A 17,721-nucleotide genomic window follows, 5' to 3' on the forward strand; every position below is an offset into this window, starting at 1 on the left:
GATGTTGTCCTTAGGCCCGTGCAGTTTCAACGGATGAATCGCGGGAAGTCAGCTGCGGGCGGACCTCCGTTGCGAACTTGGTCATGGAGCGCAGGACCTGCTCCTGCGGCTGGCTGCCGGCGTCGAACCAGCCGACAAGTCCGCCGATGCCGGTGACCTTCTTGTAGTCTTCGAGCTGCTGCGCAACATCGTCTGAGGAACCAAGCAGGATGGCGCCCTTGTCGACGTAGTCGTCGAAGCTGAGCTCGGTCAGGCCCAGGCCCACCTTGGCGCGGTTGCTGAGGATGCTCAGGTACCACATCAGGCCGTGCTCGTATTCCTTGGCTGCGGTAGCGCGGTCGTCTGAAACGTGGATGGCCTTGAGCTGCGAGGAGCGGGCGATGTTTGCATCGATGGCGTCGTAGCTGAATCCGGCGGCACGGGCTTCTTCGCGGTAGACATTCACCAGATGGGCCATGTGCTCCCAGGTTGGCATCTGCCCCAGCACGAAGGCGAAGCCTTCGCGGGCGGCGTAGCGCAGCGACTCTTCGGTCTGCGAAACCATGATGTACACCGGTGGATGCGGTTCCTGGATCGGACGCGGCATCAGCTGGATCTCTTCGGTCTGGTTGCCTCGGCCAGGGACCTGGAAGTGCTTGCCCTGGTAGTTGATCTTTCCGTCTTTCCAGCCCTGCATGATGATTTCGAAGGATTCCTGGTAGCGCTCGTCGCGTTCTTCCGGGTCGATGTCGTAGGCCTGGAATTCCAGCAGGTCATAGGCCTTGCCGATGCCGAAGTTCAGACGGCCGTCGCTGATGACGTCCAACAGCGAGAAGTCCTCTGCGGTCTTCAGCGGGTGGTTCATCGGCAAACGGGTCACTCCCGAGCCCAAGCGGATATTCTTCGTGGTGCCTGCGACGGTTGCGAGCATCATCTGCGCGGAAGAGATGATGCCGTAGCGGCGGGCGTTGTGCTCAGCGACCCAGGCTTCTTCGAAGCCCAGCTTGTCGGCGAGGTTGATCTGCTCGATGCCCTTGTGGACAGCTTCGCGTTCGTTGCTCCACTCGGGAACATTCGTCAGGCAGAAAATACCGAAGTGCAGATTGTCCTGGCTCATCGTGGCCTCCATAACCGGTGCCCATCAACTGTGATGGGGATCATTTGTTTTGCGGAATATGTTCATTCAATCACAATACATACAAGTTCGTCTAGAATTTAGTCCAAGATGCCTCAAAACGGCTCTCCGCACGTCACAGAAATTAAGCTTTCTTGACTAAACACACAGGTCAGATAGCAATTTTTCGGCAATTCAACACGGGCGAGAGCTCGTAACATCATCGGAGCAGCACTGGGCGCACGGCTGGATTCCCAGCTCGAAGGGTTATGTTTCCCCGAAGGCAGCATGTCGCCACGCCGGCCCAGCCATCGAAAACCACCAGCAGTTTAGGAGCCATCATGGCAGAGAACCACGTAGCAACGACCGCAGGACGCCTCGCAGGAAAAGTCATCCTGATTTCCGGAGCGGCCAGCGGAATGGGCGCCGAGCACGCCCGATCCATCTGCGCAGAAGGAGGCCGCGTCGTCATTGGAGACATCGCCCATGAGGCGGGATACGCCTTGGCAGCGGAGCTGAACGGCGCGCACGGAGAGATGGTCGCCCACTATGCCGAACTGGATGTCACCGTCTTCAGCGACTGGCAGCAAGCCGTTGAAGAAGCCCGGCTCCATTTCGGCGCATTGCACGGCCTGGTCAACAATGCCGGGATCGGCTCCAAGGGGTCCGTGGAGGAAGCAAGCCTTGAAGATTGGAAGCGCACCATCGACATCAACCTCACGGGAAACTTCTATGGCATGAAAGCCGCAGTACCCGCGCTCAAGGAGCATGATTCCAGTTCGATAGTGAACGTTTCCTCGATTGCAGGGCTCACCGGCTTCAAGAATCGAGCTTCGTATTCCGCCTCTAAATGGGGCGTGCAGGGATTGACGAAAACTTCGGCGCTGGATTTGGGCGACGCAGGAATCCGAGTGAACTCGATCCATCCGGGGTCCGTGAATACTCCCATGACAGCTGGCCTCAAACGCGGTTTCGGGCAAATCCCTGCCGGCCGCGCAGCCGAGGTCAACGAGGTGAGCCCCCTGGTCATCTACCTGCTCAGCGACGAGTCGCGCTTTGTCAGCGGCGCCAGCATTTCCATAGACGGCGGGGAGACAGCAGGCAATAACCTGCGCGCCTTCAACTGATAATTCGCACTTTGAATTGATTTGCGTCACATTCAAAAAAGGGGTGACATGGATCCCTATTCGCATGTATCGTGGTTCACGTCACAATAATGAACATACATGTCTATATTCGTATCAAGCGATCTTGGACATGCTCGAGTCCTGAAAGATTGCTATGTCTGCACAACGCGCGGTGGTAATCACCGGTGGGCTGAGCGGCCTAGGCGCCGCATCAACTAAGCTCTTCGCCGAAAACGGCTGGGCAGTACACGTCTTCGACATCAAGCCCAACGCGGAAAGGCCGAGCACGGACATCACCTTCCACCAGGTCGATGTCGGTCACGATGACGAAGTCCGCCGTTCATTCGACGCGGTCGCAGCGCACGGTGCTGAACTGCGCTGCATCGTTCACTGCGCAGGCATCACCGCCTTCGGACCGCAGAACCCAGGGCAGCTGGTTGACCTGGAATCCAGAACTCCCTTGGATAATTTTGAAACGATTGAGAGAGTACTCCGCACCAACCTGGCGGGCACGTTTTCGGTCGTTCGTCACGGAGCGGCGTTGATGTCGCGCAACGCAGACCCGAAGGAGAACGGTGCAATCGTACTCACTTCGTCGGGTGCCGCGCTGGACGGCAAAGCAGGGCAATCGGCTTATTCGGCATCAAAAGCAGGGATCGCAGGGATGACACTTCCGCTAGCCCGCGAATTGTCCGGCCTCTCCATTCGAGTGGCAACAATTGCTCCCGGACTTTTCGACACGCCAATTCTGGCGGATACCCCTCGGTTGGAACGGCACGTTCCATTCCCTCCACGCGTGGGGGATCCGCATGAATTTGCGCAATTGGCTATGCAGATCTACCAGAACAAGTACCTCAACGCGGAAGTGATTCGCCTGGATGGCGGCATTCGCGGCGGCTTCGCATCGCCGACGCCATTTGTCCGCTGATTCCAGGACCCCCACCACACGCTACTGACTGCTCTCAATGGAGAGACAAAAAGAAGTGGAGCATTCCATGCTTAAACTCACCAAGATCCTTGAACGGATTATTTCCGGCCTCGCCGGGCTCGCCCTGTTGACCATGATGTTCCTGAGTCTGGCTAACGCGCTGGCCCGCACCTGGTTCCAGGCGCCGATCTATGGGGCCAACGAGATCGCGGCCAACTGGCTCCTTCCCGCCTTAGTGCTGCTGGCCATCCCCGGCGCGCAGGTATGGAAGGAACATATCAACGTTGCCTTGATCGTCGAGAACCTGAGCAACCGAACCCTTGCCTGGATCCGGCTCTTCGGCTGCCTGGCAGGCGCCGTGATGTCTGCCCTCCTGGCTTGGTATGGCTTTGAGGAGGCCTTGGCCAAAACCGCGGTTCAGGCGACCGGCGGCATCACCTCGATCCCGATCTGGCCCGCGTACTACTTTGTCCCGCTGGGCTTCACGCTCACCGCATTCGTTCTGGCAATCGATGCATGGCTCGGGTTCAAGAAGCCCGAACATGACCTCAATACCGGCACTGGCAAACCGACCGCTGACCTTGCAGCCTGATTCCGAGTAGGTACCCACAATGATTGAGACACCTTTGACTGCCCCATCCGATACCGGACCAACCCCGCAGGCAGCACCAGCCGGGAACAAGCCGAAAGGGACACCACTTCGCTTCTGGATTCTCATAGCGGTCAACATCGCTTGCGCCGCCGGGCTGTTCACCAGCACCACGGCGTCTGCCGCCGGGCTATGGACCATTGCACTCATGGTTGCGCTGATGCTCGCCGGCATCGCGGTTGGCTTTGCGTTATCCATTGCCAGCATCCTTGGCCTGATCTACGTCAGTGGCACAGATGCGGCAATCAGCGTGCTGTCGACCGCGCCCTACACCGCTTCCAGCGGATGGTCCATGTCCGTCCTGCCGATGTTCATCTGGATGGGGCTGCTGTTGACCCAATCCGGTTTGACCCAGCGCCTCTACCAAGCGACCAACCAATGGTTCGGCTGGTTGCCTGGTGGCCTTGCCATCGGAACCACTGCGGCAGGTGCAGGCCTGGCCTCGGTCAGTGGCTCATCAATTGGCATGACCTATGCTCTGGGCCGCGCAGGCATCCCGGAAATGCTCAAGGTCGGCTACGATCGCCGAGTAGCTGTCGGTGCCGTGCTCACCGGCGGCTTGAGCGGGCAGCTCATCCCGCCGAGCATCATGATGGTGGTCTATGCCGGAATCGTATCCGTACCGGTCGGCCCGCAGCTTCTAGCCGGCGTGGTTCCAGGTATCGGCTTGGCCATCATGTTCGCACTCATCTACTTCTCCATGGCCTTGATCTTTCCGCAGATGTTCGGCCGCGGAAAGAACCAGCAGGCCGCTTCGATCAAAGTCACTTGGGGTGAACGCATCAAGTCCTTGGGCGGACTTTGGGGATTGCCACTGATCATGGTGGTGCTTTTCGGCGGCTTGTTCACCGGCTACTTCACTCCCACCGAAGCAGGTGCAGCCGCGGCCTTCGCCTCGCTGCTGATCACGCTGTTCTACACCCGCAAGAACAATCCCCTGCGCCAGATTTCCGCATCGCTGACCGGTGCCGCCAAAGCAACTGCATCGATCTTCTTGCTGCTGATCGGCGCTGAAATGCTTACCCGGGTGCTAGCCGTCACCGGCATCGCCGGAGACATCACGGACTACATCGCGGAACTGGGACTCTCACGTTTCTGGTTCCTCATGGCCTTGGTCGTGCTCTACATTTTCATGGGAATGTTCTTCGACACCATGTCGATGATGCTGCTGACCATCCCCCTGCTGCTGCCGGTCTTGGAAACGTACGACATCGGCCTGATGTGGTTCGGCGTATTCATCATCATCCTGGGCGAGGTTGGCATGATCACTCCCCCTGTAGGAGTCTTGGCCTACATTTGCTACAACCTCTTGAAACGCCGGGAAGTCAACCAGGGGGTCAAGGTATCCCTGACCGACGTATTCACTGCGATTCTTTGGTTCCTGCCATTTGCAATCGTCTTCATCATCATCATGATTTTCTGGCCGGAACTAGCAACTTGGCTCCCGTCAATTTCGTCGGCATCATAAATATCCGCAACTAGTTCTTGCAGTATTCGATCACCAAGGGATCTCATTTTCCCCAGAAATACCATTCTGGCGAAACTGGCATCCCTTGGTGCTTTAAGTTCATTTTCTAAATTCCAGATGGCTTGAGCGTATGGGCATGAGCTCACGGCCCAAGCATCAGATACTCCTCGAAATACTGCGGTCATATTGCTGGAAGTGATGCACATCATGCCGTTTTATGGTTTACTTTAAATGGCAAATACATACATGAATGTTCACTCCGAGGCTTCAAGAAATTGTTCAAAGCAATTGAGTCCAGCATTCGAAAATAGACCGCATGGAATATGTGACGCGAGTCGATCCAACGTCCATTCCATTTCCAAATTAGCGCTCATTGCAACCGCTTTCCTCGATGCAATATACCGCGTCGAGAAATGCCTGGCTTTCAACGCATCTTCCACAGGATTATGCGTTCTTTGACCCGTCACAGGAAATGAAAAAAATGGCCAATTTACAAACCATTAAAAGTACACGTGAAAGTTTTGAAGCGACCCACGGTTTCTGGAATTCAGATTTAGGAAATCTCCTGGAACTCGATCCGCGTTATTTCGAATCCTACGACCGGCTGCTGCAGGTAACCAACGCTCGCGGTTTCCTCACTCCGGTCCAACGCGAGCTGATCTGCATATCCGTCAATGCTCAGGTCACCTACTTGAATTCCACGGCAACTGAGCACCACATCCGCCAAGCTATTCATGCCGGCGCTACAAGCGCTGAAATTGCCGAAACGGTCCAACTCGCTGCCTCGTTGGGAACGCATTCGATGCTTGTCGGAATGCCCATTGCCCATGAAGTTTTCCAAGAGCTTGGCGTTGCCGCAACAGTGAGCGAGGATCCAGCTGATGGCTACCGCCGGGAGCTGAAGGCCAAGTTCATCCGCAACCGAAAATACTGGTCCGAAAGCTGGGACACGGTCTTGGCTTATTCGCCAGAATTCTTCGAGGCATATCTGGAGCTCTCAAGCATCCCCTGGGAGCAAGGACCCTTGGATGAGTCCATGAAGGAACTGATCTATATCGCTATCGACGCTGCCACCACGCACCTTTTCGTTCCCGGCATCCGCACCCATGTCAAGAAGGCCATCGAATACGGCGCCAGTCCAGACCAGATCGTAGACGTGATGACACTGGCGAGCAATATAGGCATCCATACAACCCTCCTGGGGGCTTCCGCACTCGCGGAAGAAATGGAGAAATAGCAGAAATCACTACTCGCAGCATGGGAAACCTTCTCCGATACAACTTCCTAAGGATCAAATTATGAAACGCAAGAACCTGATGAATTTCGCATCACTGGCAGCAGTCGCCTCGCTGGCTCTCACGGGATGCACCATGGCCGGCAACAGCTCAGCCGATTCCGGTCCCTCAGCCAGCGGGACGGGGGTTGCCTATGGATCCAGTAAAGCGGACTTCCAAGCAGCTCTAGCCGATATGAAAGAGGTATCGCTCAAGTTCCAGGTCTCCTCAACCTCTGCAACCTCCATTTCCGGACAGCGCGACCAAGCTTTCGCCGATGCCATTGAAGAATGGTCCGGCGGAAAGATCAAGATCGAGGTCATCTACGCCAACGCGGTCGTGGCACCGGATGGCATCTCCGATGCGCTGGCTGATGGACGGTTGGACCTCGCGCATTGGCTCACCTCGTACCACAAGGACGAAATGCCGGCCTTCGTTGCTCTTCAAGATGCACTGGTAGCGGCGCCTTCCAGCCCTCTGCAGGGAGAGATCGCCACGCATTTCGCAGCTCAAGAGGTTGCCTTTAATACTCCAGAAATCATGGCGGAGTTCGAAGAACAAGGCATGACGGTCCTGAACCCGCTCAATACCTTCGGATCCACAGCCATGGCCTGCACCGATGAGAAAAAAACCCTGAGCGATTTCGCTGGAACCCAGATTCGGGTCAACGCGGCTGCCCAGGTCATACAGTCCGAAGCCATGGGAGCTTCCACAGTTTCCTTGCAGCTAGCCGAGACTTATGAAGGTCTGCAGCGCAACGTCATCCAATGCACCTACGGTTCGATGACCACCATGGTGGGCAATGGCTGGCTCGAACAAGCCAGCGACGTCTACGTGCCAAAAGAAGGCACCTTTGGCATTGGCTCGGGCAGCATTGTCGCAGGTTCCAGCTGGGCAAATCTGCCATTGGCTGCGCAGCAACTGATCTTCGACCAGATGAGCGTCTACAACATCGGAGAGCTCGGGCAGACCTACGCCGCCCAAGCCGAAGGCATCGAGGTGGCAAGCAAAGCCGGATCGGGCATGCACTACCTGTCTCCGGAAATCAATGCGGCACTAACGGTCGGCAATGAAACGATCCTTGACGAGGTGGGCAAGTCCACACAGCTCGACGGAACCAAGCTTGTTGACAACGTGCGCACTACCTCGGAAAAATGGGCCGGAATTGCAAACGAGCTCGGGTACAAGGACGAAGGAGAAATCCTCGACTTCTCCGATTGGTACAAGGGCAACGGCGAAGTCGTGGACTCCGAATACCTGAAGCCAGTAGTGGATCGCTTCTTCGAAGAAGTGATGCTTGATCACCGCCCAGCCTAAACCAGGCTAGGCTGGCAAATTCTCCAGAGCACAAGCACATTCAAGGCCGTTGGCCGCCTCCCCATCCGGGGTGGCGGCCAACGGCCTTGCCGTCTGTGTTGAAAGCCAAAGGCAATGGACTTGGCTGCTGGAGGGTTAGCCATCGCCGCTGGCTTCCAGGAACAGGACTCCGGCATTGCGCGGGGCCTCCCACCACCGATTCCCCGAGCGCGCTTGAGGGGTTTCCGGGACAGCGAAAAACCCGGCGGCCGTCTCGCAAAGTCATGCGAGTCGGCCGCCGGGTTTAGTGCATCCGTTAGCTGCGGCGGATCAATTTCAAGTTCGCGAACTCGTCAATGCCGTAGGTGCCAAGTTCACGTCCGACACCTGATCGCTTAACGCCACCGAAAGGCAGTTCCGGTGCGCTCTTGGACACTGCGTTGATATATACCATCCCGGTGTCCAAGTCCTCGGCGATGAGTGCGGCCCGGTCCTCGTCAGCGGTGAAGATCGCGCTGGACAGCCCGTACTGCGAGTCATTGGCCAGGTCTACGGCTTCCTCAACGGAACCCACCCGGAAAACCATCGCCACCGGGCCGAAGAGCTCTTGGTAGTACACCCGATTCTCCGCGGAGATGCCGGAAAGCACGGTCGGCGGATAGTAGGCCCCCGGGCGGTCAAGGCGGCTTCCGCCAGTGAGGACTTGAGCTCCGTCGGCTACTGCTTGCTTGACCTGTTCGTCCAGTTCCAGCAAGGCGGCTTCCGAGGACAGCGGTCCCATCGTCGTCGCTGCATCCAGCGGATCGCCGACCACGACGGATTCCATGCCCTGGACAAAGAGTTCAATGAACTCCTCATAGACGCTGTCGTCGATGATGAAGCGCTTGGCGCCGGTGCATTGCTGCCCCGAGTTGCTGCAGCGCCCGATGACGGCCGCCGCGGCGGCTTTCTTGATATCCGCATCGGCGAGCACGATGAATGGATCCGATCCACCGAGTTCCAGCACTGCCGGTTTGATGTGCTTGCCGGCCAAGGCGCCGATTCGCTCGCCGGCTCCGTCGGAGCCGGTCAGCGATACCCCCTTGATCCGGGGATCCGCGACCAAGTGCTCAATCTGGGCATGGCTTGCGAAGATATTGGAATATACGCCTTCCGGCACGCCGGCGGCGCTCATCAGCTCGTCGATGTTCTGTGCTGATCGCGCGCAAATCGATGCATGCTTGAGCAGGATCGTGTTGCCCAGCAGCACGTTCGGCGCAACAAATCGGGCCACTTGGTAGTGCGGGAAATTCCACGGCATGATGCCCAGCAGCACCCCGATGGGATCCTTGCGGACCAGGGCCTTCCCGGAAGCATGCTCGGGGATTTCCTTGGGTTCCAGCATGGCCGGCCCCTGCTCGGCATAGTACTCATAGATCGAGGCAACCAGCGCGAGCTCCCCGAGGGCCGCCTTGATCGGCTTGCCCATTTCCAGTGCTACGTCCTTAGCCAGCACGTCGGCGCGTTCGCGGTACTCCCGTGCGATGCTGCGCAGCAGCTCGGCGCGGACCTGGATCGCTTCCTTTTTCCAAAGAATTTGCGCGGCATTTGCCCGCACCAGGGATTGCTCGAGCAGTTCGTCGGTGAGCTGTTCGAATTCGGCGAATACTTCACCGGTTGATGGATTGACAGCTGAAATATTGGCCACGTTGTGGTCCCTTCAATAGTTGGTCTGGAATTCGGCGCTTCAGCGGACAGCCGTCGCCGCCTTGGCCCGGCTGTTGCGGGTGAAGGCAGACAGGCCCGTGATGTCACGGCCGACAATCAGCGCCTGCATTGAATCGGTGCCCTCGTAGGTGGAGACGACTTCCATGTCAGTCAGGTGGCGCGCCACGTGGTTCTCCAGCAGCAGGCCATTGCCGGCCAGCATGTCCCGGGCCTCGCGGCACATCGCCAGGGCCTTGCGGGAGGTGGTCATCTTGATCAATGACGCCATGGATGCTGTCAGCAAGTCGCGTTCCTGCAATTCGGCCATGCGGGTGCACATCAGCTGCATGCTGGTCAGATCCGAGAGCATCGTGGCGAGCTTTTCCTGGACCAGCTGGTAGCCACCGATGGGACCGCCGAACTGCTCGCGTTCCAGCGCATACCGGGCAGCGATCTCAAAAGCCGCCATACCGTGGCCTACAGCCTCCCAGGACGCCCCTCCGCGGGTGGCCTTGAGCACCCGGTTGACGCCGGCGAAGGACTCGCAATTGGCCAGACGGTTTTCGCTGGGAATGCGCATATTCTCTATGGTGATGTCCGCTTGCAGAATGGCGCGCTTGCCGATCTTGCCTGCGATGGGAGTTGGATTGTAGCCCTGCGGGTACTGCCCTTGCCCATCGCGTTCCACGATGAAGGCCTTGACCTGTCCGTCTGCTTCGTCCCGTGCATAGAGCACAATCACGTCTGCTTCATGGCCGTTGCCAATCCAGCGCTTATGGCCATTGATGATCCAGGTATCGCCTTCCAGGCGCGCCGAGGTCTCCAAGGAGACCGAGTCTGATCCGTGGTTCGGCTCGGTCAGCGCGAACGCGCCGGTCTTCTGAAGACTAGCCATTGCCGGGAGCCAGCGGTTGCGCTGCTCCTCGTTGCCGAGCATGTAGATGGATCCCATGCCCAGGTTGGAGTGCACACCGAGGAAGGTATTGACCGAACCGTCAATGCGTCCCATTTCCCGTGCCACGATTCCCGCCGTCTGCCGGGAAAGCCCGGGGCATCCGTAGCCTTGGATAAAGGTGCCGATGATTCCCAGTCCGGCCAGGCCCGGGATAACTTCGCGCGGGAATTCAGCGCGTTCCCAATAATCGTTGATGATCGGCTCGATCTGGTTCACGCCGAAGGCACGCACGCGATCGCGCAATTCGCGATCCGCATCCGTCAGGTCCAGGTCCAGCAGCAGGTAATCCGGGTGGTCTATTACAGAAGTCATTTCGTTCTTTCGATTCTTTGGTTCTTGGGCTGCGTCTAGACCGCGAGCTTGTCATCCATGGTCCGCCGGGGGTTGGAGCCGATCCATTCCAGGACTGATTCCCTATCCCCATCCAAGGCTGGAGGAGCCTTGTCGTAGCGGATTTCGCTGCGGCTGAACGTGGCCGGGTGCTTGATGGTCGGCACCGCATCCCCGCCGTTGCCAGCCTGCACAATCGGGTCCAGGCCAAGACGCTGCGCGAATTGCAGGCCCTCGGCGACGTTGAGGATCGGCGAGCAGGCAATGCCCTTCTTCTGGAGCTCTTCGAACCACTCATCGGCGGTGCGCGCGGCCAGGGCTTGTTCCAGGATCACGCGCAACTCTTCGCGGTTCGCGTTGCGGTCGGCCATCGTAGCGAAGCGCGGATCGATGCCGACCTCGGTGATGCCCAAAGCCTCGGCCAGACGCCGGAACTGCACGTCATTGCCGCAGCACACCACGATCTCGCGGTCAGCTGCACGCAAGGGACCATAGGGGAACAAGCTCGGATGGTCATTGCCCATGCGCGTCGGGATGTTCCCGGCTCCGGCATAGCCCATGGTCTGGTTAACCAGGCCGGACACGGCCGAGGACAGCAGGTTCACGCCGACATGCTGCCCGCGCCCGGTGAGATTGCGCTCCTGCAGGGCGCCGAGGATGGCGACCGTTGCGTGCAAGCCCGTCATCACGTCGAAGACTGCCACGCCTGCGCGTTGCGGTGGGCCGTCGGCATCTCCGGTGAGCGTCATCATTCCCGACACCGCTTGGGCCAGCAGATCATATCCGGGCATGGCGCTGCCGCCTGCGGTTCCGAATCCGGTGATCGATGCGTGGATCAGGTGCGGCCAGCGTTCAGCCACGGCTTGCTGGTCCAGCCCGAACTTGGCCAGTCCGCCTGGTTTGAAGTTCTCCACGAACACATCCGCGCGTTCAATAATGCTGTAGGCGGTTTCCAGATCCTGCGCGTTGGACATGTCCAGCATGATAGAGCTCTTGTTGCGGTTGATGGACAGGTAGTAGGTGCTCACGCCGTCGCGGTGCGGAGGAACCCAGTTGCGCGTGTCATCACCTGTTGGCCCTTCAACTTTGATGACCGTCGCTCCCATGTCTGCCAGAAGCATGGTGCAGTATGGTCCGGCTAGGACACGGGAGAAGTCTGCAATGACGATCCCGGACAGCGGGCCGGTGGTTGCGGAATCCGTTGAATTCCTCATATGCGCTCCTGATCTGTTAAACATGCTCGTAATGAATCGCGTGCCTTGTTTACGCGATAGGTCTCACCACTCATCGAACCATTAGTATTCTTAATAGTCCAAGACCTAATATTGATTGAATTGATAACATATTCACATCAAAAGCGAAGTGGAGCAGCAAAGTGGATGTCCATCACGCAGGAGCGTTTCTCGCGGTAGCCAAGGAGCTCCATTTCGGCCGGGCCGCCACGAATCTTCATATGGCACAGCCCGCCCTCAGCCGGCTCATCAAGCAGCTTGAGCAGATGGTGGACGCACAGCTCTTCGAGCGCAGCACCCGGCACGTATCCCTGACTCCGGCAGGCCAAGCCCTGCTGGAGCCTGCCACGGAAATGGTGGGCATTTCACGACGCGCGCAGCAGGTGGTGCGCTCTGCGGTGACCGGTGAAACCGGTGAAGTGCGCATCGGCTTCGCCGGCGCATCAACGAATACGACGGTGGGAGCCCTGGCGCGCGAATTGCGCAAGGTCCACCCGGGCCTGCGCCAGCAATTCCACAGCTCGCAGTTTTCACATGTCGCGTTGGAGCGCATTCTGGACAAGACGCTGGATCTGGCCATCGGACGCTGGGATTTCATCCCGCCCGAGGTTGATTCCTACGTCATGGCGATCGAACGAGTGCTCATTGCCTTGCCTGTTGCGCATCCCTTATCCACCCGCAGCGCCCTGCGCATGTCGGATTTGGCCCAAGAACAATGGATAACACTGCCCGGCGGATTCAGCGCAGCCTTGCAGAACCGGCTGAACACCTTGGCGATGGCCGCCGGCTTCGCGCCCCGGGTGACCCAGGTAGCACCCGATACTCTGACTCAGCTGGTGCTGGTCAGCACCGAGATGGGGTGCGCCCTGACGGTGGACTCGGTGCGCGCGAACATCACCATTCCCGGCGTGGTGTATGTTCCGCTCAAGGATGCGAATACCGAGCTCGAAGCACGGCTCATCTGGCGCCGGGACGACACCAACGCCGCATTGAAGAACGTCATCAAGCTCGCCAAGGGAGTCTTCCCGGACCCGCGGGGCAGCTAATTGCTGTAGCTGTACCAGCCCTTGCCGGTTTTGCGGCCAAAGGATCCTTCTTCATAGAGCTTCTTGACCGATTCCGCGGGCAGGCTCTCCGGGTCTGCAGTCTGCTCATATTCGGCCATTCGAATCAGGTAGACCACGTCTATGCCCACGAGGTCCATGAGCTCGAAAGGACCCATAGGGTGGCGCAATGCGGTCTTGGCTGCCAGGTCGATATCCTCGGCGCTGGCTACCCCGTCCTCATAGAGTTCCAGAGCTTCACGGCGGATCGCGTTGAGCAGCCGGTTGGCGATAAATCCGGGAACTTCCTTATTCAACTTCACCACACGCTTGCCGAAGGATTCGGCCAATCCCGCGGCGATGTCAACTGTCTTTTCCGAGGTTTGCGCATGGGGAATGATTTCCACGCATTCCATGACCAGCGCCGGATTGAAAAAGTGCATATTGCACACCCGGTCCGGGCGGGAGGTGGCATCAGCGACGCGTGAGGAGACGATATTCGAGGAATTCGTGGCCAAGATGGCGTGCGGCGGGGCGATCCGATCCAACGTAGCGAAAAGCTCGCGCTTGATCTTCAAGTCCTCGATTGCCGCCTCGATGACAAAATCAGATGCAGCCACTGCTGCTTCCAGGTCCGTAGTGAAGTTCAGCCGCGCCTTGGCCGCGTTGACATCTTCCAAACTACGACGTCCCTTGTGGACATCGCGGTCCACGCGTGACCAGAGCTGCTCCTTGGCCACGTCAAGTTGCTCCTGCTTGATATCCACCAGCGAAGCACTGACACCTGAAAGGGCGGCCACCATGGCGATCTGTGACCCCATCGTGCCGGCACCTATGACGGTGATCCTGTTGACGGGACGGTTTTCCTGAGACATGAAGTCTCCTTCCAATATTGGAGTTACTAGACGTTTTGAGTTGTTGCGTCGGGCTGGTGAACGCTCCGGAAGTCTGGTCGGCGCTTTTCCAGGAAGGCACGGGTGCCTTCCTGCTTTTCCTCTGAGCTGTAGGCGAGCGCTTGGGCCAGTTGCTCCAGCAGCATGCCAGTCTCGTGGTCCACATCGAACCCGCGACTGACCACCAGCTTGGCCAGCTTGATAGCCAAGGGGCCCTTTGACGCGATCTTTCGCGCGAGCTTCTGTGCCGAAGCCACCAGCTCATCTGCTTCGACCAGCTCGGTAATGAGTCCGGCTTGCAATGATTGGAAAGCATCAAGGCGCCGGCCAGTGAGGATCATGTCAGTAGCACGTCCAATGCCGACAATTCGCGCCAGCCGCTGCGTTCCGCCTGCGGATGGGATGATTCCCAATCCGGTTTCGGGCAGAGCGAATTGACACTGCGTGGAACCAATGCGCACATCGCAGCACAGGGCCAATTCATGGCCGCCGCCAAAGGCGAATCCGTTGACCGCCGCAACGGTAGGTTTCGGGTACTTGGCAATCCTGTCGTAGAGATTCTGCATCCGGCCGCCCAGCGCATCGATGGGGCTTCGCGCGGCAAGCTCGTTGATATCAGCTCCGGCGACAAACGACTTGTCTCCGGCACCGGTGAAGATGATGACCTCTACCGAGGAATCCAGTTCAATCTCATCGAGCAGTCCGTGCATGCGCGCGATGACATGCTGGTTCATCGCGTTCAGGGATTCGGGCCTGTTGATTGTCAGCCAGGCGACGCCGTCCGTATCGCTTCGGAGTACCAGTTCTTCGCCAAATGCATCAGCCATCAGATAGTTCCCTTCCCTTGCGTCCTCTATTCAAGGACCGCTCACAACATCAAACTAATTTATACGCGACCAGTTCTATGGATAGATAGATCCATGGACTATTCATGTGAATCAGGCATGAATCACGGCGAGGATTCACATGATGAATTGACGGTTGACCCGGCTCAGCAAGCGCGCACAATGGATTAATGGACACCGTATCGGCCGCGCAGCGCTCGCAGATGATGTCGCGCATTGCGAGCAAGAATACCCAACCAGAACTTGCCTTGCGCAGGCTGCTGCATGCCGCCGGCTACCGCTACCAGTTGCATGGAGCGCTTCCGGCGCGCAAGTCAGCCGCACCCCGCGCGGAACATCCAGACGTCCGCCTGCGCGGCGGCAGGCTGCCTGGCTCGCCGGATCTGGTGTTCACGGCCAGGGACAAAGTGATTTTCGTGAACGGCTGCTTTTGGCATGGCCATGACTGCCCCGTGGGACGCCGCCGTCCCTCGTCCAATACCGGGTATTGGAACCCGAAGCTAGACGCCAACATCGCCCGTGATCGCCGCAACCGCCATGACCTGGCTTCCCTGGGCTGGGAATCGCTGACGCTCTGGGAATGCGAAATGCATTCGCTCGAAGAGGTGATGCACAAGGCGACCGGTTTCCTCGGACCTCCGCGCACGGCAGCTTCCTCCTCGTCATCGCCTAGGGGGAAGACCGTGCGCAACGAGTTGAACTGAGTTGGGCGAAGATTGCCGAGACTAGGAAGTCCGGACCATTGGCCCGGGCTTCCCGGGCATTTGATGGACCCGGTGTGTGGTGCTGTGCATGAAATCCCTGTCGTGGGTGGAGAGGAGCACCGCTCCCCCACGATTCAGCACCGAGTCGATGACCTGTTGCAGACGAAGCATTCCCTCCGAGTCCAAGGCCTCGGTTGGTTCATCCAAGAGGAGGATCTGCGGTTCGCGCACTAGCACGGTCGCTAGGGCTGCGAGCCGGCGAGCCGAAGCCGGCAACTCATAGGGATGAGTATCGGCAAAGTCCTGCAATCCGAGTCGCGTGAGGACTTCGGGGACACGCAGTCGTTGTGTTCCCTTCTTGGGAAGGCCGAAAGAAACCTCGCGCATTACGGTGCGTTCGAAAAGCTGGTCGGAGGAATTCTGCAGAAGCATCCCGGTAGGAGCTGATACCGCCAGTTCGCCGGCGGTAGGCCGCAGCAGCCCTGCGGCGGCTTTGAGCACCGTGGTTTTACCTGATCCATTAGCGCCCGACAATCCGACGCATTCACCGGCCCGCACCTGCAGGTCCAGCCCGTCGAAAACAGGCCGCGCGGCACCCTCATAACCCAGTTGGACTCCGCTGAATTCCAAGAGAACTTCCGTATTGCCAGGAATGGCACGTCGTTGGGTTGGCACAGAGACGGACTCCTGCAAACGATCTTCTGCTGAGGATTTACTCAGCTGCCCATTCTCTAACTTCACCAAAGCATCTGCGTTGTCGGCCCACGGCGTGGCAGTTCTGCTCAAGACCACCATCGCGGTGCCGTCAGCGCGAAGCCGGGAAATCATTTCGGTGACTGCTGCTGTGGCCTCGGAGTCCAACCCCGCCAGAGGCTCATCCAAGACCATGACCGAAGGCTCCGAAATAGCCAAGGCAGCCAAGGCGACGAGTCGTTCCTGCCCGCCGGAAAGTTTCGCAGGATCACGTTCGAGCAAATGGTCCAAATTCAGGTGCTTGGAAAGCGTTGCGATGCGCTGGCGCATCGCTTCTCGTGGCAAACCCTCGTTCTCGAGTGAGAATACGAGTTCCTCGGCCACCGTTTCACGGATTCGAGAAAGATAGTGCCCCGCTTCCTGCGGCAGCAATCCGACGTGCTTGGCCCATCCGGCCACATTAATGCGCTGGCTTTCCAGATCGGCATATTCGATTCGTTGACCAGCCAGATTTATTGTTCCACTGCATTGGTCTGCGACCGGCCGCGGCAATATGCCAGCGAGCACCTCGCCCAGCGTGGACTTGCCTGAACCGGATTCCCCGACAATGACAGTCAATGAGCCCGGAGACAAGGTCATCTTAAAGTCCTGCAAGGAATCAAACTCGGCGCCGGAATAGCGGAAGCGCTCAATGTTGAGGTCGAGCAGCATCGAATTACCCGTGCGCGAGTGCTTCTGATTCTCTATCATGAGCTCCCCCAGAGGGGTGCCAATATTGCTATCGGGCCCAGTACGGCGCAGAGCAGGGCAATCCACCGGACACGTTGCTGGGTGACAGAATCTGCGACGGTACGCAGTCTGGTGTGGGAGCCGGCGGCTGGAAACCCGCGGGCTGACAGGTGAGCCGACCTGTCGTGGGCATCCTGCAAGGAAGCGAGCACCAGCGGGACCGCTCGCAGCCGTACCCGTTGGAACCAGCCAGAAAGACCGCGGCCAGTTCCCGCTTGGCGAAGTGCCTGTGCTTGGCCGATGGTGCGCTGCTTCTCGGCCATATGCGGTAAGAGGAACAGCGTGGCAGCCAGCAGATACCCCACCTGCGGCGGAGCCGGAGACAGGTCTATGGCCGCCACCAGCTGATGCTTATCGATCAGCAAGGTGCAGAGCAACCCTGCCACCACCAGCACCGCAGGGCGCAGCCCCAAAACCATGGCAGTTTCCAATCCGCCTACAGTCACCCGGAGCGGGCCGGCCGCAGCGATGAGCCCGGACGCCTCTTGGGAGACAAGCCCATGGATCAATAGCAAGGACGCGAACGTAGGGATCAGGATGGCCGCGCTCAGGACGGCCAACCGTCGCAGATGCCCTGTCCAACCGGCAACCAGTACGCAGGCAGTGATGACCGCGCAGCTCAACCACCAGAGGCTAGCAGCGGTGGTCATCGTGACGACGGCCGCCGTCAGAGCCAGTACGGTAAATGGATGCAAGTTGATGGACTTGGGCATAGC

Annotated in this window: 16 protein-coding genes; 8 read left to right on the top strand and 8 right to left on the bottom strand. The window is 58.6% G+C overall.

What is annotated here, in order from left to right:
• Positions 1–10: 10 nt before the first annotated feature.
• On the bottom strand, positions 11–1,096 hold the full coding sequence (locus ACX5K5_RS15095) for an LLM class flavin-dependent oxidoreductase (protein ID WP_459174671.1): 1,086 nt from the start codon (positions 1,094–1,096) through the stop codon (positions 11–13).
• A gap of 338 nt (positions 1,097–1,434) precedes the next feature.
• On the opposite strand from ACX5K5_RS15095, the gene ACX5K5_RS15100 reads away from it, so the two are divergent.
• From ACX5K5_RS15100 to ACX5K5_RS15125, 6 genes are all read left to right on the top strand, one after another.
• A complete protein-coding gene (locus ACX5K5_RS15100; RefSeq protein ID WP_459174672.1) occupies positions 1,435–2,220 on the top strand; it encodes a trans-4-hydroxycyclohexanecarboxylate dehydrogenase in 786 nt (261 codons plus the stop codon).
• A gap of 154 nt (positions 2,221–2,374) precedes the next feature.
• Positions 2,375–3,148 (top strand): SDR family NAD(P)-dependent oxidoreductase, encoded by a 774-nt coding sequence (locus tag ACX5K5_RS15105; protein WP_459174673.1) that lies wholly within the window; start codon positions 2,375–2,377, stop codon positions 3,146–3,148.
• A 67-nt stretch (positions 3,149–3,215) separates the two neighbouring features.
• The gene (locus ACX5K5_RS15110; RefSeq protein ID WP_459174674.1) at positions 3,216–3,740 is read left to right on the top strand and encodes a TRAP transporter small permease; all 525 of its coding nucleotides are present in this window, start codon (positions 3,216–3,218) and stop codon (positions 3,738–3,740) included.
• Between the two features lie 19 nt (positions 3,741–3,759).
• Entirely contained in the window at positions 3,760–5,265 is a 1,506-nt protein-coding gene (locus ACX5K5_RS15115; protein WP_459174675.1) for a TRAP transporter large permease, read from the top strand.
• Positions 5,266–5,638: 373 nt separating this feature from the next.
• Positions 5,639–6,502 carry a carboxymuconolactone decarboxylase family protein gene (locus ACX5K5_RS15120; RefSeq protein ID WP_459174676.1) on the top strand — a complete coding sequence of 288 codons (864 nt, stop codon included), beginning with the start codon at positions 5,639–5,641 and terminating at the stop codon, positions 6,500–6,502.
• 61 nt (positions 6,503–6,563) lie between these two features.
• Positions 6,564–7,856: a type 2 periplasmic-binding domain-containing protein gene (locus ACX5K5_RS15125; RefSeq protein ID WP_459174677.1), complete on the top strand. Its 1,293-nt coding sequence runs from the start codon at positions 6,564–6,566 to the stop codon at positions 7,854–7,856.
• Between the two features lie 295 nt (positions 7,857–8,151).
• On the opposite strand, the gene ACX5K5_RS15130 is transcribed toward ACX5K5_RS15125, so the two are convergent.
• From ACX5K5_RS15130 to ACX5K5_RS15140, 3 genes are read right to left on the bottom strand one after another with little or no spacing between them, the layout of a single operon-like run.
• Positions 8,152–9,522, bottom strand: a complete 1,371-nt coding sequence (locus ACX5K5_RS15130; protein ID WP_459174678.1) for an NAD-dependent succinate-semialdehyde dehydrogenase — start codon at positions 9,520–9,522, stop codon at positions 8,152–8,154.
• Between the two features lie 39 nt (positions 9,523–9,561).
• Positions 9,562–10,788: an acyl-CoA dehydrogenase family protein gene (locus ACX5K5_RS15135; RefSeq protein WP_459174679.1), complete on the bottom strand. Its 1,227-nt coding sequence runs from the start codon at positions 10,786–10,788 to the stop codon at positions 9,562–9,564.
• A gap of 35 nt (positions 10,789–10,823) precedes the next feature.
• Positions 10,824–12,020 (bottom strand): CaiB/BaiF CoA transferase family protein, encoded by a 1,197-nt coding sequence (locus ACX5K5_RS15140; protein ID WP_459174680.1) that lies wholly within the window; start codon positions 12,018–12,020, stop codon positions 10,824–10,826.
• A gap of 239 nt (positions 12,021–12,259) precedes the next feature.
• Here ACX5K5_RS15140 and ACX5K5_RS15145 point away from each other — a divergent pair, with 239 nt between their 5' ends.
• Positions 12,260–13,084: a LysR family transcriptional regulator gene (locus ACX5K5_RS15145; RefSeq protein WP_459174681.1), complete on the top strand. Its 825-nt coding sequence runs from the start codon at positions 12,260–12,262 to the stop codon at positions 13,082–13,084.
• On the opposite strand, the gene ACX5K5_RS15150 is transcribed toward ACX5K5_RS15145, so the two are convergent.
• Complete coding sequence (locus tag ACX5K5_RS15150) at positions 13,081–13,956, bottom strand: 3-hydroxyacyl-CoA dehydrogenase family protein (protein WP_459174682.1); 876 nt, start codon at positions 13,954–13,956, stop codon at positions 13,081–13,083. The two genes, ACX5K5_RS15145 and ACX5K5_RS15150, sit on opposite strands and share 4 nt — an antisense overlap.
• 26 nt (positions 13,957–13,982) lie before the next feature.
• Positions 13,983–14,801, bottom strand: coding sequence for an enoyl-CoA hydratase/isomerase family protein (locus ACX5K5_RS15155; RefSeq protein ID WP_459174683.1), 819 nt, complete (start codon positions 14,799–14,801; stop codon positions 13,983–13,985).
• Between the two features lie 188 nt (positions 14,802–14,989).
• Between ACX5K5_RS15155 and ACX5K5_RS15160 the strand changes: the two genes are divergently transcribed.
• The gene (locus tag ACX5K5_RS15160; RefSeq protein WP_459174684.1) at positions 14,990–15,523 is read left to right on the top strand and encodes a very short patch repair endonuclease; all 534 of its coding nucleotides are present in this window, start codon (positions 14,990–14,992) and stop codon (positions 15,521–15,523) included.
• Positions 15,524–15,544: 21 nt separating this feature from the next.
• On the opposite strand, the gene ACX5K5_RS15165 is transcribed toward ACX5K5_RS15160, so the two are convergent.
• Together ACX5K5_RS15165 and ACX5K5_RS15170 are read right to left on the bottom strand one after the other, a co-directional pair.
• Positions 15,545–16,966, bottom strand: coding sequence for an ATP-binding cassette domain-containing protein (locus tag ACX5K5_RS15165; RefSeq protein WP_459174685.1), 1,422 nt, complete (start codon positions 16,964–16,966; stop codon positions 15,545–15,547).
• Positions 16,963–17,718 carry an energy-coupling factor transporter transmembrane component T family protein gene (locus ACX5K5_RS15170; protein WP_459174686.1) on the bottom strand — a complete coding sequence of 252 codons (756 nt, stop codon included), beginning with the start codon at positions 17,716–17,718 and terminating at the stop codon, positions 16,963–16,965. The genes ACX5K5_RS15165 and ACX5K5_RS15170 overlap by 4 nt, the downstream gene beginning before the upstream one ends.
• Positions 17,719–17,721 lie beyond the last annotated feature (3 nt).

This window comes from Glutamicibacter bergerei, assembly GCF_054495185.1.